The following is a 24,058-nucleotide window of genomic DNA, read 5'->3' as shown; positions in this document are numbered from 1 at the left end:
CCCTGACTCTTCGTGATGGCGAAGAGCAACCGTGATGGAAACAGTAATGAACTGGACCTGGTTTCATAAGCTCGGCTCGCCCAAATGGTTTTACGGCATCAGCGGCAAGCTGCTGCCCTGGCTGAGCGTCGCGGCGTTGCTGCTGATCGGCATCGGCGTGGTCTGGGGCCTGGCCTTCGCACCGCCGGACTACCAGCAAGGCAACAGCTTTCGGATCATCTACATCCATGTGCCGGCCGCCATGCTGGCGCAGTCCTGCTATGTGATGCTGGCGGTCTGCGGCATCGTCGGGCTGGTGTGGAAGATGAAACTGGCTGACGTCGCCCTGCAATGCGCGGCGCCGATCGGTGCCTGGATGACCGCCGTGGCGCTGGTCACCGGGGCGATCTGGGGCAAACCGACCTGGGGCTCGTGGTGGGTCTGGGATGCGCGCCTGACCTCGATGCTGATTCTGCTGTTTCTGTATTTCGGTCTTATTGCACTGGGCAACGCCATCAGCAATCGCGACAGCGCGGCCAAAGCCTGCGCGGTGCTGGCGATTGTCGGCGTGATCAACATCCCGATCATCAAATACTCGGTGGAGTGGTGGAACACCCTGCACCAGGGTTCGACCTTCACCCTCACCGAAAAACCGGCAATGCCGGCCGAGATGTGGCTGCCGTTGCTGCTGACAGTGTTGGGTTTCTATTGTTTCTTCGGCGCGGTGCTGTTGCTGCGCATGCGCCTTGAAGTGCTCAAGCGCGAAGCCCGTGCAAGCTGGGTAAAAGCCGAAGTGCAAAACAGCCTGGAGGCCGCGTAATGAGTTTTGCTTCATTCGGCGACTTCCTCGCCATGGGCCATCACGGTCTTTATGTCTGGTCGGCTTATGGCATCTGCCTGGCGGTACTGGCTCTCAACGTGGCTTCGCCGATCCTGGCCCGCAAGCGTTACCTGCAACAAGAGGCGCGTCGTCTGCGCCGGGAGAACAGCAAGTGAATCCGCTGCGTAAAAAACGTCTTGTCATCATTTTCGCGATCCTGGTCGGTGTCGGCGCTGCCGTCGGCCTGGCCCTGAGTGCCCTGCAGCAGAACATCAATCTGTTTTACACACCGACCCAGATCGCCAATGGCGAAGCCCCGCAAGACACGCGCATTCGTGCTGGTGGCATGGTCGAGAAGGGCTCGTTGCAACGTTCCGGCGACTCGCTGGACGTGAAGTTCATCGTCACCGACTTCAACAAGTCCGTGACCATCACCTACCGCGGCATCCTTCCGGACCTGTTCCGCGAAGGGCAGGGCATCGTTGCCCTGGGCAAACTGAATGCGGACGGCGTGGTGGTGGCTGATGAAGTGCTGGCCAAGCATGACGAGAAGTACATGCCGCCCGAAGTGACCAAGGCGCTGAAAGACAGTGGTCAAACCGCTCCAACACCCGCGAAGGAGGGTTGACCGATGACTTCCGCACTCTTTGGTTCAGGGCTGTTTATCCCCGAGTTGGGCCATCTGGCGATGATTCTCGCCCTGTGTTTTGCCATCGTTCAGGCCACCGTGCCGTTGCTCGGTGCCTGGCGCGGTGACCGCATGTGGATGGGCCTGGCGCAGCCCGCGGCCTGGGGCCAGTTTACGTTTCTGGTGTTCGCCTTTGGTTGCCTGACCTACGCCTTTATGACCGATGACTTTTCGGTTGGTTATGTCGCCAACAACTCCAACAGCGCCTTGCCGTGGTACTACAAGTTCAGTGCAGTGTGGGGTGCCCACGAAGGCTCGTTGCTGCTCTGGGCGCTGATTCTCGGTGGCTGGACCTTCGCGGTGTCGATCTTCTCCCGGCAGTTGCCGCAGGTCATGCTGGCTCGCGTGCTGGCGGTGATGGGCATGATCAGCACCGGCTTCCTGCTGTTCCTGATTCTCACCTCGAACCCGTTCGCACGGATTCTGCCGCAGATTCCCACGGATGGTCATGACCTCAACCCGTTGCTGCAAGACATCGGCCTGATCGTTCACCCGCCAATGCTCTACATGGGGTACGTCGGTTTCTCGGTGGCCTTTGCCTTCGCTATCGCAGCCTTGCTCGGCGGTCGTCTGGATGCGGCGTGGGCGCGTTGGTCGCGACCTTGGACCATCGTCGCCTGGGCATTCCTCGGTATCGGCATCACCTTGGGTTCCTGGTGGGCCTACTACGAACTCGGCTGGGGCGGCTGGTGGTTCTGGGACCCGGTGGAAAACGCTTCCTTCATGCCTTGGCTGGTGGGGACGGCACTGATTCACTCGCTGGCCGTTACTGAAAAACGTGGTGTGTTCAAAAGCTGGACCGTGTTGCTGGCGATTGCCGCGTTCTCGCTGAGCCTGCTGGGGACGTTCCTGGTGCGTTCCGGCGTGCTGACTTCGGTGCACGCGTTTGCCTCGGACCCCGAGCGCGGCGTGTTCATCCTGATCTTCCTGTTGTTCGTGGTCGGCGGTTCGCTGACGCTGTTCGCCCTGCGTGCGCCGGTGGTCAAGAGCCACGTCGGCTTCAACCTGTGGTCGCGTGAAACCCTGCTGCTGGGCAACAACCTGGTGCTGGTGGTCGCGGCGTCGATGATTCTGCTCGGCACCTTGTATCCGCTGGTGCTCGACGCCCTGACTGGCGCCAAGCTCTCGGTCGGCCCGCCGTACTTCAACGCCTTGTTCATTCCGTTGATGGCGTTGCTGATGGCAGTGATGGCAGTTGGTGTGCTGGTGCGCTGGAAAGACACCCCGGTGAAATGGCTGGTAAGCATGCTGACCCCGGTGTTGCTCGGCAGTGCCGCATTGGCGGTCGTGGCCGGGATCGCGTACGGCGACTTCAACTGGGCCGTGCTGGCGACCTTCATGCTTGCCGCGTGGGTATTGCTGGCCGGTGTGCGCGATATCCTCGACAAGACCCGCAACAAAGGCCTGATCAAAGGCCTGCCAACGCTGACCCGCAGCTATTGGGGCATGCAGGTTGCGCACCTGGGGATCGCCGTGTGCGCCCTGGGCGTGGTGCTTTCGAGCCAGAACAGCGCCGAGCGCGATCTGCGTCTGGCACCAGGCGAGTCGATGGACCTTGCCGGTTATCACTTCATCTTCGAAGGCGCCAAGCACTTCGAAGGGCCGAACTTCACCTCTGACAAGGGCACCATCCGGGTGATCCGAGCGGGCAAGGAAGTCGCGGTGCTGCACCCGGAAAAACGTCTGTACACCGTACAGAACTCGATGATGACCGAAGCCGGCATCGACGCCGGTTTCACCCGTGACCTGTACGTTGCCCTCGGCGAGCCGCTGGAGAATGGCGCCTGGGCCGTGCGCGTGCACGTCAAGCCGTTCGTGCGCTGGATCTGGTTCGGCGGTTTGCTGACAGGTTTCGGTGGGTTGCTGGCGGCGCTGGATCGTCGTTATCGGGTCAAGGTGAAAAGCCGTGTGCGTGAAGCGCTGGGCATGACGGGAGCCACTGCATGAGACGTTGGTTAATGGTGTTGCCACTGGCGCTGTTTTTGGTGGTGGCAGTGTTTCTTTACCGGGGCCTCTACCTGGATCCGGCCGAGTTGCCCTCGGCGATGATCGGCAAACCGTTCCCGGAGTTTTCCCTGGCGGCCGTGCAGGGCGACAAGACATTGACCCGCGCTGATTTGCTGGGCAAACCGGCACTGGTCAACGTCTGGGGCACCTGGTGCATTTCCTGCCGGGTCGAGCACCCGGTGCTGAACAAACTGGCCCAGCAGGGCGTGGCGATCTATGGCGTCAACTACAAGGACGTCAACGTCGATGCCTTGAAGTGGCTGGTGGAGTTCCACAACCCGTACCTGCTGAACATCCGTGACGAGGAGGGCTCCCTGGGCCTGAACCTCGGCGTTTATGGCGCTCCGGAAACCTTTTTCATCGACGGCAAAGGCATCATCCGCGACAAATACGTCGGGGTGATCGACGAAGTGGTCTGGCGCGAAAAACTGGCGGCCAAGTATCAGGCATTGGTCGACGAGGCTAAGCCATGAAGCGCTGGATTGCTGCCGCCGTACTCGGCCTGAGTATCGCCGGCGTCGCTCACGCGGCCATCGACACTTACGTGTTCGCCAGTGACGCCGAGCGTGAGCGTTTTCACGAACTGACCAAAGAGCTGCGTTGCCCCAAGTGCCAGAATCAGGACATTGCCGATTCCAACGCACCGATTGCCGCTGACCTGCGCAAAGAGATTTTCCGCATGCTCGGCGAGGGCAAGGACAACCAGCAGATCATCGACTTCATGGTCGACCGCTATGGCGACTTCGTGCGCTACAAGCCTGCTCTGACCGGCAAGACCGCGCTGCTGTGGTTCGGCCCTGCCGGGTTGTTACTCGGTGGCGTGCTGGTGATCGCCTTGATCGTCCGTCGTCGTCGCGCCGAGCGTATGGCGGGTCCGGACACGCTTTCTGCCGAGGAGCGCAAGCGCCTCGATCAACTGTTGGATAAAAACCAAGAATGATTGATTTCTGGCTCGCTGCAGGTCTGCTTCTACTGGTTGCCCTGAGTTTTCTGTTGATCCCGGTTCTACGCGGCCGTCGTGCCCAGCGTGAAGAGGATCGTACCGCGCTGAACGTGGCGCTTTACCAGGAGCGCGTGGCTGAGTTGCAGGCTCAGCAGGCCGAAGGCGTACTCGATTCGACGCAAATGGACGCCGGGCGTGACGAAGCAGCCCGTGAGCTGCTGGCCGACACTGAAGGTGCCGATACGGGCCGGGTTTCCCGTCTGGGCAAGCCGCTGCCGCTGCTGGCAGCGATCCTGGTCCCGGTGTTGGGCTTGGGGCTGTACTTGCATTTCGGCGCCAGTGACAAGGTCGAACTGACCCGCGAATTCGCCCAGGCACCGCAATCGATGGAAGAGATGACCCGTCGTCTCGAACGCGCTGTTGCGGCTCAACCGGACTCCGCCGAAGGCCTGTATTTCCTCGGTCGTACTTACATGGCTCAGGACCGTCCGGCGGACGCGGCGAAGATCTTCGAGCGCACCGTGGCTCTGGCGGGTCGTCAGCCTGAACTGCTCGGCCAGTGGGCCCAGGCGCAGTACTTTGCCGACAACAAAAAATGGTCGGACAAGGTCCAGGCGCTGACCGACGAAGCGCTTAAAGCCGATCCTAAAGAAGTCACCAGCCTTGGGCTGTTGGGCATCGCAGCTTTCGAAGGCCAGCGTTATCAGGAGGCCATCGACTACTGGAATCGTTTGCTGGCACAACTGCCGCCAGAAGATAACTCGCGCAGCGCGCTGCAAGGCGGCATTGCACGGGCGACCGAAAAACTGCAAGCGAGCGGCGGTACCGTTGCCAAGGCGCCTGTCGCAGCGGCTAAACCTTCTGCATTGCTGAGAGTGACGGTCGATCTGGCGGCAGATTTGAAAGCCAAGGTTCAGCCGGGTGACAGCGTGTTCATCTTTGCTCGCGCTACCTCGGGTCCTCCAGCGCCGTTGGCGGCCAAACGACTGACCGTTGCCGACCTGCCAGTGACCGTTGAACTGGGTGATGCCGACGCAATGATGCCGCAATTGAAACTGTCTAACTTTCCTGAAGTCCAACTGGTCGCGCGCGTTTCCCGTGCCGGCCAACCGACTGCCGGCGAGTGGGTCGGTCGCAGCCAGCCTTTGGCCAGCAGCACCACCGCGCCGCAACAATTGACTATCGACAGCCCAGACAAATAATCAGGAAAACCGCTATGACCGCCATCGCTCGTATCACCCTGCTCAGTCTTGTTTTGGGGTTAAGCGCATGCGCGGTCCAGCCGCCTTCACATGAAGGCCCCTTGCCGCCAATCCAGCCATCGTATCCAGGCAGCAAATCGAGGCCGACGACCGCTCCTGGCCAGCCGGTGACCCCAAACAAACCCGCAAAACCACAGCCACGCACCTCCGCAAGCTTCGCCCCACCACCGGGTGGCAACAGCCACTGGGATGCGAAGCTGGGCGTCTACGTCCTCGATAACCAGACCGACACGTTCTACCGCCAGCGCACCTACTACCGTTGGAACAACGGCTGGAGCCGCAGCATCAGCCCGAATGGGCCGTGGGAAGAGACCGACATCCATGGCGTACCGCCGGGATTGGGCAAGCAATACAGTCAGTAACGTGAACGGCGACCTCAGGGTCGCCGTTTTTGCAGGTGGGTTCAATGAACCAACCGTTTCACTCTTCTACGCAAATCACCGCTCGATTCAACACCCTGTAAAACAACCGTACGTCATGCATCGGCTTTTTGTGCTTGAGTAAATATAACTCTAGAGTTATTTTTATTCAGGCCGGTGCAAGGAGGCGCGTGGTGCAGAGCAGGTTATTGATCAGGGAACTTGAGGCGGCGGGTTGGAGGCTCGATCGAGTCACCGGCAGTCATCACATCTTCACCCACCCTTACAGTCCGTACACGATACCCGTACCTCATCCCAAGAAAGACTTGCCGATCGGGACGGTTAAAAGCATCAGGAGGCGCGCCGGGCTTCATTACCCGGTTGCCAGTTTCGCAGGAGATCCGTAATGCAATACCCAATCTGTATCGAGTGGGGCGACGAGAACACCGCCATCGGTATTCAGATCCCCGATATTCCGGGCGCCGTCACCGCAGGCGACACGTTTGAAGACGCTTACAACGCAGCGGTTGAAGTTGCCCACATCATGCTGCAGGAGATCGCAGCCGGCGGGGAGGACATTCCGATGCCGACTTCTGCAGCGGTGCACCGGAGTAACCCGGACTTTGCCGACATGGGCTGGGGCATGCTGGAACTCGACATCGCGCCTTACCTCGGCAAAACCGAGAAGGTCAACGTGACGTTGCCTGGCTACGTTATCCAGCGTATTGACCGTTATGTGCGTGAGCACAACGTCAAAAGCCGCTCTTCGTTTTTGGCGGATGCGGCGATGGAGAAGTTGGTGCGGCATTGAAGGTTGTTCGCGGGCGGCGCTTCGATGTCCGCGATGCTTTCATCTTGTTCCATAGCGCGCATATGATCTGTATGGACGGTTGAGCCCTCTTGTATCAGTCATTTTTCAACGTTCCATCAGCGGAAGCCGGTCCCATGAAAACGATGTTTGGCAGCCTGATACGCAACATTGGCGCGATTTCCCTGAGCAGCGTGCTGATCGCGACTTCTGCTCTGGCCGAGGACGCACCGGGCATGCGTATCGGCGTACGCGGTGAAATCACCGGCGTATCCGAAGAGGTCTTGAAAGTGCACGTCAACAGCGGCGAGAACGTGGTCATCCAGTTGACCAAGGACACCCAGGTTCGCGCCGTAACCCCGGCCAACATCGAAGACATCAAGCCCGGCAGCTACATTGGCTCAGCGGCAATACCGCAAGCCGACGGCACGCTCAAGGCACTGGAAGTGCATGTGTTCCCACCCGAAATGGCCGGCACCGGCGACGGCCACCGCCCGTTCGATCTGGTCAAGGGCAGCAGCATGACCAATGGCATCGTCGCTGATCTGGTGGTCAGCAATGGCCGAATCCTGACCGTCAATTACAAGGGAGGGCAGCAGACCATCCTGGTGCCGGAGGACGTGCCGATCGTCAACCTGACACCGGCTGACCGCAGCCTGCTCAAGGTTGGGGTCAAGGTCGTGCTGTTCGCCACCCAAAGCGCCGACGGCACCCTGACGGCGCAATCGATTTCGGCCGGCAAGGATGGCGTGGCACCGCCGATGTGAGTCATCGGCGAGTATAAAAAAGGCGACTGCGAAGGTTAATGCCAGTCAGTCAAGCGTTGGCTGCCCCAAAAGATCGCAGCCTGCGGCAGCTCCTACGGATTTGCGTACGGCTTCGACTGCTCGGTGTAGGAGCTGCCGCAGGCTGCGATCTTGGCGATCTTGGCGATCTTGCACGCGCCGAAAGTCTCTGGTTTAGATCGTAGTGCTGTGCATTTCTCTTAACTGAATGGCCCAGCGCTCACTGCCCGCTGTAAATCTGATCGAAAATCCCGCCATCATTGAAGTGAGTCTTTTGCACGGTGCGCCAGTCGCCGAAGGTTTTCTCCACTGGCAGGAAGTCGACTTTCGGGAAGCGGTCGGTGTGCTTGGCAAGTACCGCAGGGTCACGTGGGCGCAGGTAGTTGGCGGCGGCGATTTCCTGGCCTTCCGGGGACCACAGGTACTTCAGGTATTCCTCGGCGGCAGCGCGGGTGCCTTTCTTGTCGACGACTTTGTCGACCACGCTCACCGGCGGCTCGGCTTCGGCTGAGACGCTTGGGTAGATCACTTCGAACTGGTCGCGGCCGAACTCGCGGGCGATCATTTCCGCTTCGTTTTCGAAGGTCACCAGCACATCGCCGATCTGGTTGGTCATGAAGGTGGTGGTGGCGGCACGGCCGCCGGTGTCGAGTACCGGGGCTTGTTTGAACAGCTTGCCGACGAACTCCTTGGCCTTGTTTTCGTCACCGCCGTTTTTCAGCACGTAACCCCAGGCCGACAAATACGTGTAGCGGCCGTTGCCCGAGGTTTTCGGGTTAGGCACGATCACCTGCACGCCGTCCTTGAGCAGGTCCGGCCAGTCTTTGAGGGCTTTCGGGTTGCCTTTGCGAACGATAAACACGGTGGCGGAAGTGAACGGCGCACTGTGGTCCGGCAGGCGAGTGACCCAGTTGTCCGGCACCAGTTTGCCGTTGTCGACCAAGGCGTTGATGTCGGTCGCCATGTTCATGGTGATGACGTCGGCCGGCAGGCCATCGATCACTGAGCGGGCCTGTTTGCTGGAGCCGCCGAAGGACATCTGCAAGGTGATGTTTTCGTTGTGCTCGGCTTGCCAGTGTTTCTGGAAGGCAGTGTTGTAGTCCTTGTAGAAATCGCGCATCACGTCGTAGGACACGTTGAGCAGGGTCGGTGCGGCCTGGGCCACGCTCGCGAGGGCCAGGCCAGCGGCCAGAAGTGAGGCGCCAAAGATCTTTTTCACTGCACATTCCTTTTGTTCGAGATGAAGGCAATTTGCCGTCGACTATAGCCGGGGCTACATATCCCTTTAAAGATTAAAAAGTACTTTGCTTATTCTATTTTCTTGAACAGTGCATTGCCGCAGCGTGAGCAGAATGCCGCGCTGTGTTCGTGGTGGTTCTTGCTGCACACCGGGCAGTCATGTTGCTGCTGTTCGCCGCGCATGGCGTTGGCCAGTTCGGCGGTAAAAATCCCGGTGGGGACGGCGATGATCGAGTAACCGGTGATCATCACCATCGCCGAGATGACCTGCCCAAGCGCAGTCCTGGGCACGATGTCGCCATAACCGACGGTGGTCAGGGTGACGATAGCCCAATAGATCCCTTTGGGAATGCTGGTGAACCCATGCTCCGGGCCTTCGACCACGTACATCAGCGTGCCGAACACGGTGACCAGGGTGCAGACACTGAGCAGGAATACGATGATTTTCTGTTTGCTGCCGCGCAGGGCGTCGAGCAGGTAATGGGCCTGCTTCAGGTAGGGGAGCAGTTTGAGCACGCGAAAGATCCGCAGCATACGGATGATTCGGATGATCAGCAGGTACTGCGCGTCGCTGTAATACAGAGCAAGGATACCTGGAACAATCGCCAGCAAATCCACAAGCCCATAGAAGCTGAAGGCGTAACGCAGCGGCCTGGGCGAGCAGTACAGGCGCAATACGTACTCGACCAGGAAGATCAGGGTAAAGCCCCACTCGATGTACGCCAGCGTGTTGGCGAAGTTCTGATGAACGTCATCGATACTGTCGAGGATCACCACCACCAGGCTGGCGAGAATGATCAGCAGCAGTGTGCTGTCGAAGCGCCGCCCGGCCACCGTGTCGGTCTGGAAAATCATCACGTACAGGCGATTACGCCACGTGTCGTTGCTGTCCATTCAAATCGCCTTGGCCATAAATCAGCGCAGCCTAGGTTGATTCTCCGGGGTTTGGCAAGGCGCACTGTCTGCGGCCGCTTGGCGCAGCAGGCGAATACCCGAACGCAGCAACCAGCAGGCGAGGATGAACGGCGCGGTCAAGGTCGCCAACCCCACGGCAGCGAAAGCCGGTGTGAGGAGGATCGCCAGCGCGATACCCAGCAATGGCAACCAGGGTTGGCGGCGTTGCTCGCTGAAGGCGAGGGCGGCGAGGGCCGGGTTGTAGCCATACAGGCCGAGCAAGGCACCGGAAGTGTCGTTCAGGCACAAGGCGCAAAGCAGACCCGCGCCGGAGCCCACCAGCGCCCAGAGGGCCGCGCGGCGGTTGGCAAGCAACAGCCCGGCGGCGATCAACACACCCGCGAGGGGATGGTCGAGGAAGATGACTTGACCCAGGCCTTTGAACTCGGCGCCGAGCAGGTTCAGGGTATCGAGTGCTGGCAGGGGCGCAGGGGACGAGGGGGCCGGTGCGGCAAAGCTCAGCAGTATCCAGCCCAATCCCACGAAAGGGGCGGTATAGGCGGGCAGGAAATGCTGATCGCGAGCGCGCTTGAGCCATTGCTCGGTGATGATTGCGCTCAGTCCGCCGCAGGCGATGATCAGCGGCGGCAGCATGACCGACCAGCGAAATTGCAGACTCAATAACAGGCCGAGCAATACACCGTTGTAGCTGAAGAGCCCGGCTTGGCGATCAGCTTTGGCGTAGCCGCGACGTTGCGCTGTGAGCAAACCGGCCACGCCGCCCAACAGGGCGCCGCCGAGCAACGTCGGAGCAGTAAACAGTATGGCCAACAGGCACAGCAGACCGCACAGCGGATTGCGCTGGAGGAAGATCTGGCTGAAGCCGTTGAGCAGGGCAGTGGCCCAGTCGGGGCAGTGGGTGTTGAAGTGGTTTGAGGGCATTTTGAGTCTATATCTGGTAAACCGAGGCGCCCCCATCGCGAGCAAGCTCGCTCCCACATTTGATTTGTGTCGACCACAAATCTGGCAGCTAAACACCGATCCAGTGTGGGAGCGAGCTTGCTCGCGAAGAGGCCAGTACAGGCGCTAGATCAACGTCTCGATGCGCAACGAGTTAGTTGATCCTGGTTGACCGAAAGGCACGCCCGCGGTGATCAACAACGTGTCGCCGCGCTTGGCCATGCCTTGCGCCTGGGCGATTTCCAGTGCGGTGGAGCACACCTCGTCGACCTGCCGCAAACGGTCGTTGACTACCGAATGCACGCCCCACGCCACGCTCAAGCGCCGCGCAGTTTGCAGGTTCGGCGTCAGGTTGAGGATCGGCACCGCTGGCCGCTCCCGCGCAGCACGCAAACTCGAACTGCCGGATTCGCTGTAGTTCACCAACACCGCCACCGGCAGGATGTTACTGATCCGGCGGATCGCACAGCTGATGGCGTCCGAGGTCGTGGCTTCAGCTTTTGGTCGGCTGACATCCAGTTGCGCCTGGTAATCCGGGCCGCTTTCGACCTGACGGATGATCTTGCTCATCATCTGCACGGCTTCGAGCGGGTAGTCGCCAGAGGCGGTTTCTGCCGACAGCATCACCGCATCGGCACCTTCTGCTACAGCGTTGGCGACGTCGGTTACCTCGGCACGGGTTGGTGCCGGAGAGAAACGCATCGACTCCAGCATCTGGGTCGCCACCACCACCGGTTTGCCGAGCTGGCGGCAAGTACTGATGATGTTTTTCTGGATCTGCGGCACGCTCTCGGCCGGTACTTCCACGCCCAGATCGCCACGGGCAACCATGATCGCGTCGCTCAGTTCGGCGATTTCGCGCAGTTGTTCAACGGCCGACGGTTTCTCGATTTTCGCCATCAAAAAGGCTTTGTCGCCGATCAGTGCGCGGGCTTCACGAATGTCTTCCGGACGCTGCACAAACGACAGCGCGACCCAGTCCACACCCAGCTCCAGACCGAAGCTCAGGTCACGACGATCCTTGGCGGTCAAGGGGCTGAGGTCGAGCACCGCTTGCGGCACGTTGACGCCTTTACGGTCTGACAACTCGCCGCCGTTGAGCACTGTGGTGTCGATGGCATCGGCGTATTTGGTCACCACCCGCAGACGCAGTTTGCCGTCGTCCAGCAGCAGGTCCATGCCGGGTTCCAGTGCGGCGATGATTTCCGGATGCGGCAGGTTGACCCGACGCTCGTCACCGGGCGTGGCGTCGAGGTCCAGACGCAGAGCCTGGCCGCGCACCAGTTGCACCTTGCCCTCGGCAAACTTGCCGACCCGCAGCTTCGGGCCTTGCAGGTCCATCAGAATGCCGAGCGGGTAATTCAGTTGGCGCTCGACTTCGCGGATCCACTGATAGCGCTGGGCGTGGTCGGCGTGATCGCCGTGGCTGAAGTTCAGGCGAAAGATGTTCACCCCGGCTTCGACCAGCTCGCGGATGTCATCAATGCCGTCGGTGGCGGGGCCGAGGGTGGCGAGGATTTTGACCTTTTTATCAGGCGTCATTTTTTGGGTTCTCGAGGATCAGGATGGCGCGGAAGTCGTTGACGTTGGTGCGCGTCGGCTCGGTGACGATCAGCCCGTCGAGCGCCGCGAAATAGCCATAGCCATTGTTGTTGTCCAGTTCATCGCTGGCGCTCAAACCGAGGGCGGCGGCGCGGGTGTAGCTGTCCGGGGTCATGATCGCGCCGGCGTTGTCTTCGGAGCCGTCGATGCCATCGGTATCACCGGCCAGCGCGTAGACACCGGGCAGGCCTTTGAGGCTGTCGGTCAGGCTCAGCAGAAACTCGGCGTTGCGTCCGCCACGACCATTGCCGCGCACGGTGACGGTGGTTTCGCCACCGGAGAGAATCACGCACGGCGCCGCCAGTGGCTGACCGTGCAGCACTACCTGACGCGCGATGCCGGCGTGGACTTTCGCCACTTCGCGGGATTCGCCTTCCAGATCGCCCAGGATCAGCGGACTGAAACCGGCCTGACGGGCTTTCACCGCCGCCGCTTCAAGGGATTGCTGCGGGCGGGCAATCAGCTGGAAATGGCTGCGAGCCAGACTCGGATCACCGGGTTTTACGGTTTCCGATTCAGGGCTTTGCAACCAACTGCGCACCGAAGCCGGAACCTCGATGGCGTAGCGTTTGAGGATGGCCAGGGCTTCAGCCGAGGTGCTCGGATCGGCCACGGTCGGGCCGGAAGCGATCACGGTGGCGAGGTCGCCCGGGACATCGGAAATGGCATAGGTGTAAACCGTCGCAGGCCAGCAGGCCTTGCCCAGACGGCCGCCCTTGATCGCCGAGAGGTGCTTGCGCACGCAGTTCATCTCGCCAATGGTCGCGCCGGATTTGAGCAAGGCTTTGTTGATCGCCTGTTTGTCGGCCAGGGTGATGCCGGCTGCTGGCAAGGCAAGCAAGGCTGAGCCGCCGCCCGATAGCAGGAAGATCACGCGATCGTTTTCGGTCAGATTGCTGACCAGTTCCAGCACCCGTTTCGCCACGGCCAGACCGGCTGCATCAGGCACCGGGTGGGCCGCTTCGACCACTTCGATTTTTTCGCATGGGGCGCCGTGACCATAGCGGGTGACCACCAGGCCAGACACTTCACCCTGCCAGCAGCGCTCGACCACCTGGGCCATGGCCGCGGCGGCTTTGCCGGCACCGATGACGATCACTCGACCGCTGCGATCTTTCGGTAAGTAGGCTTCGAGGACGTGCTGAGGATGGGCCGCGTCGATGGCTGTGGCAAACAGCTCGCGCAGGAATTGTTGCGGATCGACCGACATGGCGGGCTCCCGGAATTCTTGTTATTGGGAATATTGAGACTTGCATCACCCCTGTAGGAGCAAGGCTTGCCCGCGATCCAGACACCACGGTGTTTCAGCTGCACCGGGGCGATTCGATCGCGGGCAAGCCTTGCTCCTACAGAGGGTTAGGCCGACCCTCTGTAGCAGGGTTTATTTATCGCGAATCGAGAAGTTCGCCATGTGTTCCAGACCCTTGATCAGCGCCGAGTGGTCCCAGTTGCTGCCGCCGATGGCCGCGCAGGTGCTGAACACTTGCTGGGTGCCTGCGGTGTTGGGCAGGTTGATGCCCAGCTCGCGAGCGCCGGCCAGCGCCAGGTTGAGGTCCTTCTGGTGCAGGCTGATGCGGAAGCCTGGATCGAAGGTGCCTTTGATCATGCGCTCGCCGTGTACTTCGAGGATCTTCGACGAGGCGAAACCCCCCATCAGCGCTTCACGCACCTTGGCTGGATCGGCACCGTTTTTCGAGGCGAACAGCAGGGCTTCGGCAACAGCCTGGATGTTCAGCGCAACGATGATCTGGTTCGCTACTTTGGCGGTTTGACCGTCGCCATTGCCGCCGACCAGGGTGATGTTCTTGCCCATGCTCTGGAACAGTGGCAGTGCGCGTTCGAAAGCATCGCTGTCGCCACCGACCATGATGCTCAGGGTCGCGGCTTTAGCGCCGACTTCACCACCGGACACCGGTGCATCGAGGTATTGCGCGCCTTTCTCGTTGATCTTCGCTGCGAAGGCTTTGGTCGCGGTCGGCGAGATCGAGCTCATGTCGATGACCACTTTGCCTTTGCCAACACCGGCGGCGACGCCGTCGGCGCGGAACAGCACGTCGTCGACCTGCGGGGTATCCGGCACCATGACGATGATGAATTCGGCTTCCTGGGCGACTTCTTTCGGGCTCGCCAGAGCGACCGCGCCAGCGGCGACCAGGTCAGCCGGGGCAGGGTCGTGGTGAGCCGACAGGAACAGGCTGTGACCGGCTTTCTGCAGGTTCAACGCCATTGGGTGGCCCATGATGCCGGTGCCGATAAATCCGATTTTAGCCATGAGAAAATCCTCTTGTTTTTATTGCTCTGTTCGCAAAATTCGTGGGGTGCCAACGAGGCCGCCTCGCGGGCAAGCCTTGCTCCTACAGGTAAGCCTGGCCGCTTGTAGGAGCAAGGCTTGCCCGCGATGAACGATGACGCGGTCTTCAATCAGATTGCGTTATGGGTCTTCAACCAGCCGAGACCTGCTTCAGTGGTGGTCAGCGGCTTGTATTCACAGCCGACCCAACCCTGGTAACCGATGCGGTCCAGGTGTTGGAACAGGAAGCGGTAGTTGATTTCCCCGGTGCCCGGTTCGTTACGGCCCGGGTTGTCGGCCAGTTGTATGTGGTTGATCTCGCCCAGGTGCGTGGCCATGGTGCGGGCCAGGTCGCCCTCCATGATTTGCATGTGGTAGATGTCGTATTGCAGGAACAGGTTGGCGCTGCCTACTTGTTCGCGAATCGACAGCGCCTGAGCGGTGTTGTTCAGGTAGAAGCCCGGGATGTCGAGGGTGTTGATGGCTTCCATCACCAGTTTGATGCCCACCGCTTGCAGCTTGTCGGCGGCATATTTGAGGTTGGTGACAAAGGTCTTTTCCACGGTGGCATCGTCGACGCCTTGTGGACGGATACCGGCCAGGCAGTTGATTTGGGTGTTGCCCAGAACTTGCGCATAAGCGATCGCCAGATCGACGCCGGCGCGGAACTCTTCCACGCGATCCGGATGGCAGGCGATCCCGCGTTCACCCTTGGCCCAGTCACCGGCCGGCAGGTTGAACAGCACTTGGGTCAGGCCGTGCGCATCCAGTTGTGCCTTGATTTCGGCGGAGCTGAAGTCGTACGGGAACAGGTATTCGACACCACTGAAGCCGGCTTTGGCGGCAGCTTCGAAGCGGGCAAGAAAATCCTGCTCGGTAAACAGCATGGACAGGTTGGCTGCGAAACGCGGCATGGTGGTCTCCCGTAAAAAATATGTGCCTGTAGCAGCTGTCGAGGTACGAGGCTGCGTTGGGCTGCGAAGCGGCCCCCGACGGCGGTCCTGCGGACACGCAACGCAGCCTCGTGCCTCGGCAGCTGCTACAGGTGACAAGTCATTCTTAATCCAGCAACGAAATCGCCGTGGGTGCGTCGGCGCCGACCAGCGCCAGGTCTTCGAATTCGTTGACGGCGTTGATCTCGGTGCCCATGGAAATGTTGGTCACGCGCTCCAGGATAATCTCGACGATCACCGGAACCTTGAACTCCTCGATCAGCTCTTGCGCCTTGCGCAGGGCAGGGGCGATATCAGCCGGTTCGAACACGCGCAACGCCTTGCAACCCAGACCTTCGGCAACCGCGACGTGGTCAACCCCGTAACCGTTGAGCTCCGGTGCGTTGAGGTTGTCGAAGGACAGCTGCACGCAGTAGTCCATGTCGAAACCGCGCTGCGCCTGACGGATCAGACCCAGGTACGAGTTGTTCACCACAACGTGGATGTACGGCAGTTTGAACTGCGCGCCCACCGCCAGTTCTTCGATCATGAACTGGAAGTCGTAGTCGCCCGAGAGTGCCACGACCTTGCGGCTCGGGTCGGCCTTGACCACGCCCAGCGCTGCCGGAATGGTCCAGCCCAAGGGGCCTGCCTGACCGCAGTTGATCCAGTGACGCGGTTTGTAGACGTGCAGGAACTGCGCGCCGGCAATCTGCGACAGACCGATGGTGCTGACGTAGCAGGTGTCTTTGCCGAACACCTGGTTCATCTCTTCATACACGCGTTGCGGCTTGACCGGCACGTTGTCGAAGTGAGTCTTGCGGTGCAGGCTGGCCTTACGCTGCTGGCAGTCTTTGAGCCAGGCGCTGCGGTCTTTCAGTTTGCCGGCGGCTTTCCACTCGCGGGCGACTTCGATGAACATTTTCAGTGCCAGGCCAGCGTCGGAAACGATGCCCTGATCCGGCGTGAACACACGGCCGATCTGGGTCGGTTCGATGTCGACGTGAATGAATTTGCGGCCTTCGGTGTAAACGTCAATAGAACCGGTGTGACGGTTGGCCCAACGGTTACCGACGCCCAACACCACGTCGGATTTGAGCATCGTCGCGTTGCCGTAGCGGTGCGAAGTCTGCAAACCGACCATGCCGACCATCAGCGGGTGATCGTCCGGGATCGTGCCCCAGCCCATCAGGGTCGGAATAACCGGAATGCCGGTCAGCTCGGCGAATTCCACCAGCAGGTCGCTGGCATCGGCGTTGATGATGCCGCCGCCGGCCACCAGCAATGGACGCTCAGCCTGATCGAGCATGGCCAGGGCTTTCTCGACTTGCTTGCGGGTTGCCGCGGGTTTGGCCAGTGGCAGTGGCTCGTAAGCGTCGATGTCGAATTCGATTTCAGCCATCTGCACGTCGAACGGCAGGTCGATCAGCACCGGGCCTGGGCGGCCGGAGCGCATTTCATAGAAGGCTTTCTGGAACGCGTAAGGCACCTGGCCCGGCTCCATAACGGTGGTTGCCCACTTGGTCACTGGCTTGACGATGCTGGTGATGTCGACAGCCTGGAAGTCTTCCTTGTGCATACGGGCGCGGGGTGCTTGCCCGGTGATGCAAAGAATCGGGATCGAGTCGGCCGAGGCGCTGTAGAGCCCGGTGACCATGTCGGTGCCGGCAGGGCCGGAGGTGCCGATGCACACGCCGATGTTGCCAGCCTTGGTGCGGGTGTAACCCTCGGCCATGTGCGAGGCGCCTTCAACGTGGCGAGCGAGGACGTGATCGATGCCGCCGACCTTTTGCAGGGCGGAGTACAGCGGGTTGATTGCTGCACCCGGGATGCCAAAAGCGGTATCAACCCCTTCACGGCGCATCACCAGAACGGCGGCTTCGATTGCTCTCATTTTGCTCATGGTTTTGTGCCTCTTTACGTTTTGTAATTGTATACAAGTGGCTTTGCGCAGAGTGTATTCACGGCGGACGGCGCAGGTCAATCCATTTTCTCAAGCGGCTGTTTCATTCGTCGGAGGGCCATAAACACTGTGGCGTTTCGTCGCATGAGCTGCTTTTCGATAATTATTGTATACAAAAAAACAACTCATTGTGTTCTATTTGTTGCATCGGGCTTCTCAACAAACAGAAACCCCAAGGCTTTCCCATAACAAGATAAGGACGGCACCCATGAGCGCTTTAACCTTGAAAGTCGCAGTCAGCCTGACCGGTCAGGCCATCGCCTTCGGGCGCAAGATCGCCGCGGCACCGCTGACCATTGCAGTACTCGATGCGGGCGGGCATTTGTTGAGCTTGCAGCGCGAAGACGGCGCCAGCCTGCTTCGTCCACAGATCGCCATCGGCAAAGCCTGGGGCGCGATCGCAATGGGCAAGGGCTCGCGGCTATTGGCTCTGGACGCGCAACAGCGCCCGGCGTTTATCGCCGCGTTGAACAGCCTGGGGCAGGGCAGCGTGGTGCCCGCTCCGGGCGGCGTGCTGATTCGTGATCAGGATGGGGTTGTGCTGGGGGCGATTGGCATCAGCGGCGACACCTCGGACATTGATGAACAATGCGCAATCAGCGCCATTGAGGAGCAGGGATTGCGGGCGGATGCGGGTGTGACAGCCTGATTTGCATTGACTGATCCACCGCTTTCGCGAGCAAGCCCGCTCCCACAGTAATCACGGGTGTTCACATATTTTGTGTTCACTGTAGATCCACCGTGGGAGCGAGCTTGCTCGCGATAGCCATCTACCAGACACATCCAGCTAAAAGTCTGCCCCATCCTCAAGCATTCACAGGTCTAGCCTTCTTCATGACTTGATCATGAAAGGGCGCAGGGAATGCCGGATTTACCCGCTTCACATCGCTTGCGCATCGGCCGCTATGCCGAACAGAACCGAATTTACCTGCTGACCACCAACACACTCGACCGAGAGCCGGTTTTTGAAGATTTCGCCTTGGGCAGATTGATCGTTGATCAATTTCGAAGCGCACAGGATCAGCGCTGGGCGAACTCATTGGCCTGGGTCGTCATGCCCGATCACTTTCACTGGTTGATCGAGTTGCAGTTCGGATCGTTGAGTGAACTGATGCAAAAAACCAAGTCATTGAGTACGCGAGCGGTGAATAGGGCGACTGGTCGCAAGGGCAGTCTTTGGCAGCAGGGCTATCACGATCGGGCGCTGCGGCGGGAGGTGGATTTGGTAGAACTTGCACGGTACGTCGTGGCAAACCCGTTGCGGGCAGGATTGGTGGAGCGCCTTGGTGATTATCCGCTGTGGGATGCTATTTGGGTTTGACCGAAAAACCGAGTTGCCCTCATCGCGAGCAAGCTCGCTCCCACATTGGATCTCGGTCGCTCACAGAATGTGTGCACACAGAAGAACCTTGTGGGAGCGGGCTTGCTCGCGAAGGGGGCGACTCGGTCTATCAGTCCGGCTCACAGCCCTTGAGCACCAGGCGAATGATGGTCTGCGCTGCCGCTTCATAATCGCTTTCATCCAGCTTGGCCTTGCCGGTGACGGCGGAGATCTGCCAGTCAAAGTCGGCGTAGGTCTGGGTCGCGGCCCAAATGCTGAACATCAGGTGGTTGGGGTCGATCGGGGCAATCTGGCCGCGATCGATCCAGGTCTGGATGCAGTCGATGTTGTGCTTGGCCTGACTGTTGAGCTGTTCGACCAGGTCGGCGCTCAGGTGCGGAGCGCCGTGCATGATCTCGCTGGCAAACACCTTGGACGCAAACGGCAGGTCGCGGGAGATGCGAATCTTCGAGCGAATGTAGCCGCTGAGTACTTCGCTGGGCACGCCATCAGCGTTGAACGGTGTCGAGGCCTGGAGAATAGGCTCGATGATGCTTTCAAGGACCTCGCGGTAGAGGTTTTCCTTGGATTTGAAGTAGTAGTAGACGTTGGGCTTGGGCAACCCCGCCTTGGCCGCGATGTCACTGGTTTTGGTCGCGGCGAAGCCTTTGTCGGCAAACTCTTCACTGGCGGCACGCAGGATCAGTTCTTTATTGCGTTCGCGGATAGTGCTCATAAACCAGGTGATTCCTTGCCTGTGCTGGCGGTTGCGCATGGTAGCACCGGCCTCGCGCGGCGCTCAAGAATGCCGCCGGCTGCCCCTCATCGTTTGAGCCTGTCGCCGGGCTGAACAAACGCATGGATTGGCAAGTGAATGGCAGACGCACTGCTAAAGTTCAAGTGAGCGATCAGGCCTTTTGGCCATTTCTTGTGTAAACGGCCCGGCATTCACTTCGCATCGCTGCGTTTGGTGTTCAGCCCGTTTGAGTGAGAAATCGTGGTGAAGAGCAGGCGAGGCAAATTCGCTCTGGTGATCGGGGCTGTGCTGCTGGTGTTGTTGGCCGCCGCCCTGTGGTTTTACCGCGAGAGTGGACAACACAAAGGCAAGCCTGCGCTGCTTGCCGAGCCGGTGGCGGTTGCGGCGGTGACCTTGCAGGATATGCCGGTGTACATCGACGCCCTGGGGACGGTCACACCCACCCGCAGTGTGACCATAGTGACGCAGGTCAACGGCATTCTCGCCTCGGTCGAGTTCACGGAGGGCCAACAGGTGCGCAAGGGCCAGGTCATTGCGCGGATCGACGACCGAGAGCTGAAAGCGCAACTGGCAGAGGCCAGAGGCACGCTGGCCCATGATCAAGCGCTGTTGAGCAACTCCCAGCGTGATCTGGCGCGTTTTCGCGAACTGATCAAGGTCGGTTCCACCAGCCAGCAAACCCTCGACACCCAGGCGTCCCTGGTGCAGCAACAGCAAGGCACGGTTGCTGCCGATCAAGGCAGTGTGCAGAACCTCGAAGTCCAGTTGAGTTACTGCACCGTCACCTCACCGGTCGATGGCGTGGTGGGCTTGCGCCAGGTCGATCCGGGCAACTACGTGACCACTGCCAATGCCACGGGCATTGCGGTGATTACCCAGATGCACCCGGCGACGGTGGTGTTCGCGGTGCCCGAGGATGATTTGGGGGCGATTCATCAGGCGATGGCCAAAGGGCCGGTGACGGTGCTGGCCTACGACCGCAACAAGCACAGCTTGCTGGGTACCGGCAACCTGCTGGCGCTGGATAACCAGGTTGATACCAGCACTGGCACGATCAAGGTCAAGGCGCAGTTCGACGATTCCGGCAATGCGTTGTTTCCCAACCAGTTCGTCAACGCCCGGCTCAAGGCCGACACCCTCAGCCAGGTGCCGGTGACGCCGACCACGGCCATTCAGCATGGCAGCAAAGGCGACTTCGTGTTCGTGGTCAATGGCGACAAGGCCAGCCTGCGCAACATCAAGGCCGGTCCTTCGATGGGCGATGTCACGGCCATTCTCGATAACGGCCTCAAGCCCGGCGAGCAGGTGATCACCGAGGGCGCCGACAAACTCGATGATGGCTCGCCGGTGAAGGTCGTTGCCCAATGAACAGCCGCCAGCCATGAACGTCTCGCGGCCCTTTATCGAGCGGCCGGTCGCCACCACGCTGTTAATGGTGGCAGTGTTGCTGCTGGGGATGCTGGGTTATCACTTGCTGTCGGTGTCGGCGCTGCCCGAGGTCGATTACCCGACCATTCAGGTATTTACCCAATACACCGGCGCCAGTCCGCAGGTGGTCAGTTCGTCGATCACCGCGCCACTGGAGCGTCAGCTCGGCGAGATGCCGGGGCTCAAATCGATGAACTCCACCAGCTCCGACGGCGCCTCGGTGATTACCCTGCAATTTGATCTGGCCCTGTCGCTGGATATCGCTGAACAAGAGGTGCAAGCGGCGATCAACGCGGCCGGGACGTTTCTGCCGACCAACCTGCCGTACCCGCCGGTGTACAGCAAGGTCAACCCGGCGGACGCCCCGGTGCTGACCCTGTCGCTGACCTCCGACGTGTTGCCCCTGACCAAAATCGAAGACCTTGCCGATACTCGACTGGCGCAGAAAATCTCGCAAATTACCGGTGTCGGTCTGGTGACCATCAGCGGCGGTCAACGCCCGGCGGTGCGGGTTCAGGCCAACACCTCGGCGCTGAACAACCTGGGTCTGTCATTGGAAGAGCTGCGCACGGCACTGGGAAATGCCAACGTCAATCAGGCCAAAGGCAATATCGATGGCAAGTTCCAGGCGTACTCGATTGGCGGCAACGATCAGCTGCAATCGGCGGATGAATATCACGATCTGGTGATTGCCTATAAAAACGGCGCGCCGATTCGTCTGGCGCAAATCGCCAGTTCCATTCAGGGACCGGAGAATCCGCGTCAGGCGGCCTGGACCAACAGCACACCTTCGATTCTGCTGAACATCCAGCGCCAGCCCGGGGCCAACGTGATTGATGTGGTCGACCGGGTTCAGCAACTGCTGCCCAAGTTGCGCGCCAGCCTGCCCGGCACCTTGAAGGTCGCGGTGCTCACCGACCGTACCCAGACTATCCGCGCCTCGGTCACCGACGTGCAGTACGAACTGTCGGTCGCGGTGGTGCTGGTGGTGCTGGTGATATTTCTGTTCCTGCGTGAGATTCCGGCGACGGTGATTCCGGCGGTGACGGTGCCGCTGACCCTGGTTGGTACGCTGGCGGTGGCCTACGCGTTGGGATTCTCTCTGAACAACCTGACGCTGATGGCGCTGACGATCGCCATCGGTTTTGTGGTCGATGACGCCATCGTGATGATCGAAAACATCACGCGCTTCATCGAGGCCGGAGAGCCGCCATTTCAGGCCGCACTCAAGGGCTCGGCGCAAATCGGCTTCACCATCATTTCGCTGTCGGTGGCGCTGATTGCAGTGATGATCCCGCTGCTGTTCATGGGGGATGTGGTGGGGCGGTTGTTTCGCGAGTTCGCCATGACCGTGGCGGTGACGATCATTATTTCTACGCTGATCTCGCTGACCCTGACACCGATGATGTGCGCGCGGATGCTCAAGCCCCGGCAGCAGGAGCGGCGGGTCGACTTTTTCGACCGGATCAATGGTCACTACCTGCACGGTCTGGATTGGGTGCTGGAGCACCAGTTGCTGACATTGATCTCGGTGGTATGCACCGCGATGCTGACCCTGTTGATGATCGTGGTCATGCCCAAGGGCTTTTTTCCCGAACAGGACACCGGGCTGATTCAGGGCATCTCCCAGGCTTCGCCGACCATTTCGTTCCAGCAGATGCAGGTCGAGCAGCAGCGACTGGCAGCGAGGATTCTGCGTGATCCGGCGGTCGAGAGCCTGTCGTCCTTTGTCGGCATCGACCAGACCAACCCGACGATCAACCAGGGCAACCTGCTGATCAACCTCAAGCCTCGCGGCGTGCGCGACAGCAGTGCGGCGGTGATCCGCAGGCTTGCTGATGCGAACAGCGATGACGCCGGCATTCGGCTGTACTTGCACGCAGTGCAGGACCTGACACTGGATGCCACGGTGTCGACCACCAGCTATCGACTCGGCCTGCAAGCCATCGATCCGGAGGTGCTGGCGCTGTGGACCGGCAAGCTGCTGACCGCGCTCAAGCACGACCCGATGTTCACCGACGTGCAAAGCCAGGCGTTGCAGTTCGGCAATCAGATTCAGCTGACCTTCGACCGCGCCACCGCCTCGCGCCTGGGCATTACTCCGCAAGCCATCGACGAGGTGCTGTACGACGCTTTTGGCCAGCGTCAGGTGTCGACCCTCTACACCCAGCTCAATCAATATCACGTGGTTCTGGCCACCGATCATCCGCCGCACAATCTGGCCGACCTGCTCACCGGTCTTTACGTGAACATTCCGGGTGGCGGGGTGGCGCCGCTGTCGAGTATGGCCAGCATGCAGGTGGTGCGTACGCCGATCACCATCAATCGACTCGGGCAGTTTCCCTACGCCGACGTGTCATTCAACCTGGCGCCCGGCCAGACCCTGGGCGCAGCGGTGAACCAACTCAAGAACATCGAGGCGCAACTCGGCTTGCCGCAGACCGTGCAAGCATCGCTGGAAGGCGCGGCGGCGACCTTTGAGGCGTCATTATCCAATCAGGTGTTTCTGGTGCTCGCGGCGATTGTCGTGGTGTACCTGATGCTGGGGATTCTTTACGAAAGCTTCGTGCACCCGGTGACGATTCTCTCGACCCTGCTGTCGGCGGCACTGGGGGCGTTACTGGCGCTGCTGATCACCGGCACGCAGTTCGACATCATTGGCCTGATCGGCATCGTGCTGCTGATCGGCATCGTCATGAAGAACGGCATCATGATGGTCGACTTCGCCCTGGAACTGGAGCGCAAGGGCGGCTTGAGCCCGCTGGCGGCGATCCGGCAGGCGGCCGAACTGCGTTTTCGGCCGATTCTGATGACCAGCATGGCCTCGCTGTTCGGTGCAGTGCCGTTGGCGCTGGGCACCGGGATCGGCTCCGAGCTGCGGCATCCGCTGGGGATTACGATCATCGGCGGGCTGCTGCTCAGTCAATTGCTGACGCTGTTCTCCACGCCGGTGATTTTCCTCGCCATGCATCGGGTGGAACGTCGCTTCAGTGGGCGGCGTCCGGCCGTTGAAGGCTGACG

Annotated in this window: 24 protein-coding genes; 15 read left to right on the top strand and 9 right to left on the bottom strand. The window is 60.3% G+C overall.

The features are described from left to right. Window positions 1-46: 46 nt before the first annotated feature. The 11 genes from ACIPIN_RS03570 to ACIPIN_RS03520 all read left to right on the top strand — a co-directional run bounded on the left by ACIPIN_RS03570 (window position 47) and on the right by ACIPIN_RS03520 (window position 7,633). Window positions 47-799, top strand: a complete 753-nt coding sequence (locus ACIPIN_RS03570) for a heme ABC transporter permease (protein ID WP_401115375.1) — start codon at window positions 47-49, stop codon at window positions 797-799. Next, the gene (ccmD, locus tag ACIPIN_RS03565) at window positions 799-975 is read left to right on the top strand and encodes a heme exporter protein CcmD (protein WP_401115373.1); all 177 of its coding nucleotides are present in this window, start codon (window positions 799-801) and stop codon (window positions 973-975) included. Before ACIPIN_RS03570 ends, ccmD begins: the two co-directional genes overlap by 1 nt. Next, window positions 972-1,427: a cytochrome c maturation protein CcmE gene (gene ccmE / locus ACIPIN_RS03560; protein ID WP_401115370.1), complete on the top strand. Its 456-nt coding sequence runs from the start codon at window positions 972-974 to the stop codon at window positions 1,425-1,427. The genes ccmD and ccmE overlap by 4 nt, the downstream gene beginning before the upstream one ends. A gap of 3 nt (window positions 1,428-1,430) precedes the next feature. Beyond that, a complete protein-coding gene (locus ACIPIN_RS03555; protein ID WP_401115367.1) occupies window positions 1,431-3,434 on the top strand; it encodes a heme lyase CcmF/NrfE family subunit in 2,004 nt (667 codons plus the stop codon). Beyond that, window positions 3,431-3,967 carry a DsbE family thiol:disulfide interchange protein gene (locus ACIPIN_RS03550; protein WP_401115364.1) on the top strand — a complete coding sequence of 179 codons (537 nt, stop codon included), beginning with the start codon at window positions 3,431-3,433 and terminating at the stop codon, window positions 3,965-3,967. Before ACIPIN_RS03555 ends, ACIPIN_RS03550 begins: the two co-directional genes overlap by 4 nt. Further along, entirely contained in the window at window positions 3,964-4,434 is a 471-nt protein-coding gene (locus tag ACIPIN_RS03545) for a cytochrome c-type biogenesis protein (RefSeq protein WP_401115362.1), read from the top strand. The genes ACIPIN_RS03550 and ACIPIN_RS03545 overlap by 4 nt, the downstream gene beginning before the upstream one ends. Next, entirely contained in the window at window positions 4,431-5,639 is a 1,209-nt protein-coding gene (gene ccmI, locus ACIPIN_RS03540; RefSeq protein WP_401115359.1) for a c-type cytochrome biogenesis protein CcmI, read from the top strand. The genes ACIPIN_RS03545 and ccmI overlap by 4 nt, the downstream gene beginning before the upstream one ends. Window positions 5,640-5,653: 14 nt before the next feature. Beyond that, complete coding sequence (locus ACIPIN_RS03535) at window positions 5,654-6,061, top strand: hypothetical protein (protein WP_401115356.1); 408 nt, start codon at window positions 5,654-5,656, stop codon at window positions 6,059-6,061. A 191-nt stretch (window positions 6,062-6,252) separates the two neighbouring features. Continuing rightward, complete coding sequence (locus ACIPIN_RS03530; protein ID WP_401115839.1) at window positions 6,253-6,465, top strand: type II toxin-antitoxin system HicA family toxin; 213 nt, start codon at window positions 6,253-6,255, stop codon at window positions 6,463-6,465. Then, the gene (locus tag ACIPIN_RS03525; protein WP_401115354.1) at window positions 6,465-6,869 is read left to right on the top strand and encodes a type II toxin-antitoxin system HicB family antitoxin; all 405 of its coding nucleotides are present in this window, start codon (window positions 6,465-6,467) and stop codon (window positions 6,867-6,869) included. Before ACIPIN_RS03530 ends, ACIPIN_RS03525 begins: the two co-directional genes overlap by 1 nt. Before the next feature lie 134 nt (window positions 6,870-7,003). Next, complete coding sequence (locus tag ACIPIN_RS03520; protein WP_401115351.1) at window positions 7,004-7,633, top strand: DUF5666 domain-containing protein; 630 nt, start codon at window positions 7,004-7,006, stop codon at window positions 7,631-7,633. A gap of 238 nt (window positions 7,634-7,871) precedes the next feature. On the opposite strand, the gene ACIPIN_RS03515 is transcribed toward ACIPIN_RS03520, so the two are convergent. The 8 genes from ACIPIN_RS03515 to gcl form a co-directional block, all read right to left on the bottom strand. Continuing rightward, entirely contained in the window at window positions 7,872-8,870 is a 999-nt protein-coding gene (locus ACIPIN_RS03515) for a sulfate ABC transporter substrate-binding protein (protein WP_401115348.1), read from the bottom strand. An 89-nt stretch (window positions 8,871-8,959) separates the two neighbouring features. Further along, window positions 8,960-9,784 carry an ion transporter gene (locus ACIPIN_RS03510; protein ID WP_401115345.1) on the bottom strand — a complete coding sequence of 275 codons (825 nt, stop codon included), beginning with the start codon at window positions 9,782-9,784 and terminating at the stop codon, window positions 8,960-8,962. A 21-nt stretch (window positions 9,785-9,805) separates the two neighbouring features. Next, window positions 9,806-10,726, bottom strand: a complete 921-nt coding sequence (locus ACIPIN_RS03505) for an urea transporter (RefSeq protein ID WP_401115342.1) — start codon at window positions 10,724-10,726, stop codon at window positions 9,806-9,808. 144 nt (window positions 10,727-10,870) lie between these two features. After that, window positions 10,871-12,286 carry a pyruvate kinase gene (gene pyk, locus ACIPIN_RS03500; protein ID WP_401115339.1) on the bottom strand — a complete coding sequence of 472 codons (1,416 nt, stop codon included), beginning with the start codon at window positions 12,284-12,286 and terminating at the stop codon, window positions 10,871-10,873. After that, window positions 12,276-13,556, bottom strand: coding sequence for a glycerate kinase (locus ACIPIN_RS03495; RefSeq protein ID WP_401115336.1), 1,281 nt, complete (start codon window positions 13,554-13,556; stop codon window positions 12,276-12,278). Before ACIPIN_RS03495 ends, pyk begins: the two co-directional genes overlap by 11 nt. 171 nt (window positions 13,557-13,727) lie before the next feature. Beyond that, window positions 13,728-14,618: a 2-hydroxy-3-oxopropionate reductase gene (locus ACIPIN_RS03490; protein WP_123423287.1), complete on the bottom strand. Its 891-nt coding sequence runs from the start codon at window positions 14,616-14,618 to the stop codon at window positions 13,728-13,730. Window positions 14,619-14,767: 149 nt separating this feature from the next. Continuing rightward, window positions 14,768-15,550, bottom strand: coding sequence for a hydroxypyruvate isomerase (hyi, locus tag ACIPIN_RS03485; protein WP_401115332.1), 783 nt, complete (start codon window positions 15,548-15,550; stop codon window positions 14,768-14,770). A gap of 145 nt (window positions 15,551-15,695) precedes the next feature. After that, window positions 15,696-17,471: a glyoxylate carboligase gene (gcl, locus tag ACIPIN_RS03480; RefSeq protein ID WP_401115329.1), complete on the bottom strand. Its 1,776-nt coding sequence runs from the start codon at window positions 17,469-17,471 to the stop codon at window positions 15,696-15,698. A 268-nt stretch (window positions 17,472-17,739) separates the two neighbouring features. Here gcl and ACIPIN_RS03475 point away from each other — a divergent pair, with 268 nt between their 5' ends. Together ACIPIN_RS03475 and ACIPIN_RS03470 are read left to right on the top strand one after the other, a co-directional pair. Next, complete coding sequence (locus ACIPIN_RS03475) at window positions 17,740-18,180, top strand: heme-binding protein (RefSeq protein ID WP_401115326.1); 441 nt, start codon at window positions 17,740-17,742, stop codon at window positions 18,178-18,180. A gap of 213 nt (window positions 18,181-18,393) precedes the next feature. After that, a complete protein-coding gene (locus tag ACIPIN_RS03470; RefSeq protein WP_401115323.1) occupies window positions 18,394-18,852 on the top strand; it encodes an REP-associated tyrosine transposase in 459 nt (152 codons plus the stop codon). Window positions 18,853-18,982: 130 nt separating this feature from the next. Here ACIPIN_RS03470 and ACIPIN_RS03465 read toward each other — a convergent pair whose 3' ends face one another. After that, complete coding sequence (locus tag ACIPIN_RS03465) at window positions 18,983-19,588, bottom strand: TetR/AcrR family transcriptional regulator (protein WP_401115320.1); 606 nt, start codon at window positions 19,586-19,588, stop codon at window positions 18,983-18,985. 261 nt (window positions 19,589-19,849) lie between these two features. Between ACIPIN_RS03465 and ACIPIN_RS03460 the strand changes: the two genes are divergently transcribed. Continuing rightward, complete coding sequence (locus ACIPIN_RS03460; protein ID WP_401115317.1) at window positions 19,850-20,977, top strand: efflux RND transporter periplasmic adaptor subunit; 1,128 nt, start codon at window positions 19,850-19,852, stop codon at window positions 20,975-20,977. A 13-nt stretch (window positions 20,978-20,990) separates the two neighbouring features. Beyond that, on the top strand, window positions 20,991-24,056 hold the full coding sequence (locus ACIPIN_RS03455) for an efflux RND transporter permease subunit (protein ID WP_401115836.1): 3,066 nt from the start codon (window positions 20,991-20,993) through the stop codon (window positions 24,054-24,056). Window positions 24,057-24,058 lie beyond the last annotated feature (2 nt).

It is taken from the genome of Pseudomonas sp. NPDC087697, assembly GCF_044743155.1.
Lineage (GTDB): Bacteria > Pseudomonadota > Gammaproteobacteria > Pseudomonadales > Pseudomonadaceae > Aquipseudomonas.
The sequence above is the reverse complement of the archived record's forward strand: the minus strand, read 5'-3'. Positions and strand labels throughout refer to the sequence as shown.

What these genes read in the sequence shown, in the direction of transcription:
- ACIPIN_RS03570 (WP_401115375.1), top strand. Translation starts at nt 47, where the DNA reads ATGAACTGGACCTGGTTTCATAAGCTCGGCTCGCCCAAATGGTTTTAC.
- ccmD (WP_401115373.1), top strand. Translation starts at nt 799, where the DNA reads ATGAGTTTTGCTTCATTCGGCGACTTCCTCGCCATGGGCCATCACGGT.
- ACIPIN_RS03555 (WP_401115367.1), top strand. Translation starts at nt 1,431, where the DNA reads ATGACTTCCGCACTCTTTGGTTCAGGGCTGTTTATCCCCGAGTTGGGC.
- ACIPIN_RS03550 (WP_401115364.1), top strand. Translation starts at nt 3,431, where the DNA reads ATGAGACGTTGGTTAATGGTGTTGCCACTGGCGCTGTTTTTGGTGGTG.
- ACIPIN_RS03545 (WP_401115362.1), top strand. Translation starts at nt 3,964, where the DNA reads ATGAAGCGCTGGATTGCTGCCGCCGTACTCGGCCTGAGTATCGCCGGC.
- ccmI (WP_401115359.1), top strand. Translation starts at nt 4,431, where the DNA reads ATGATTGATTTCTGGCTCGCTGCAGGTCTGCTTCTACTGGTTGCCCTG.
- ACIPIN_RS03535 (WP_401115356.1), top strand. Translation starts at nt 5,654, where the DNA reads ATGACCGCCATCGCTCGTATCACCCTGCTCAGTCTTGTTTTGGGGTTA.
- ACIPIN_RS03525 (WP_401115354.1), top strand. Translation starts at nt 6,465, where the DNA reads ATGCAATACCCAATCTGTATCGAGTGGGGCGACGAGAACACCGCCATC.
- ACIPIN_RS03520 (WP_401115351.1), top strand. Translation starts at nt 7,004, where the DNA reads ATGAAAACGATGTTTGGCAGCCTGATACGCAACATTGGCGCGATTTCC.
- ACIPIN_RS03510 (WP_401115345.1), bottom strand. Translation starts at nt 9,784, where the DNA reads ATGGACAGCAACGACACGTGGCGTAATCGCCTGTACGTGATGATTTTC.
- ACIPIN_RS03505 (WP_401115342.1), bottom strand. Translation starts at nt 10,726, where the DNA reads ATGCCCTCAAACCACTTCAACACCCACTGCCCCGACTGGGCCACTGCC.
- pyk (WP_401115339.1), bottom strand. Translation starts at nt 12,286, where the DNA reads ATGACGCCTGATAAAAAGGTCAAAATCCTCGCCACCCTCGGCCCCGCC.
- ACIPIN_RS03495 (WP_401115336.1), bottom strand. Translation starts at nt 13,556, where the DNA reads ATGTCGGTCGATCCGCAACAATTCCTGCGCGAGCTGTTTGCCACAGCC.
- ACIPIN_RS03490 (WP_123423287.1), bottom strand. Translation starts at nt 14,618, where the DNA reads ATGGCTAAAATCGGATTTATCGGCACCGGCATCATGGGCCACCCAATG.
- hyi (WP_401115332.1), bottom strand. Translation starts at nt 15,550, where the DNA reads ATGCCGCGTTTCGCAGCCAACCTGTCCATGCTGTTTACCGAGCAGGAT.
- gcl (WP_401115329.1), bottom strand. Translation starts at nt 17,471, where the DNA reads ATGAGCAAAATGAGAGCAATCGAAGCCGCCGTTCTGGTGATGCGCCGT.
- ACIPIN_RS03475 (WP_401115326.1), top strand. Translation starts at nt 17,740, where the DNA reads ATGAGCGCTTTAACCTTGAAAGTCGCAGTCAGCCTGACCGGTCAGGCC.
- ACIPIN_RS03470 (WP_401115323.1), top strand. Translation starts at nt 18,394, where the DNA reads ATGCCGGATTTACCCGCTTCACATCGCTTGCGCATCGGCCGCTATGCC.
- ACIPIN_RS03465 (WP_401115320.1), bottom strand. Translation starts at nt 19,588, where the DNA reads ATGAGCACTATCCGCGAACGCAATAAAGAACTGATCCTGCGTGCCGCC.
- ACIPIN_RS03455 (WP_401115836.1), top strand. Translation starts at nt 20,991, where the DNA reads ATGAACGTCTCGCGGCCCTTTATCGAGCGGCCGGTCGCCACCACGCTG.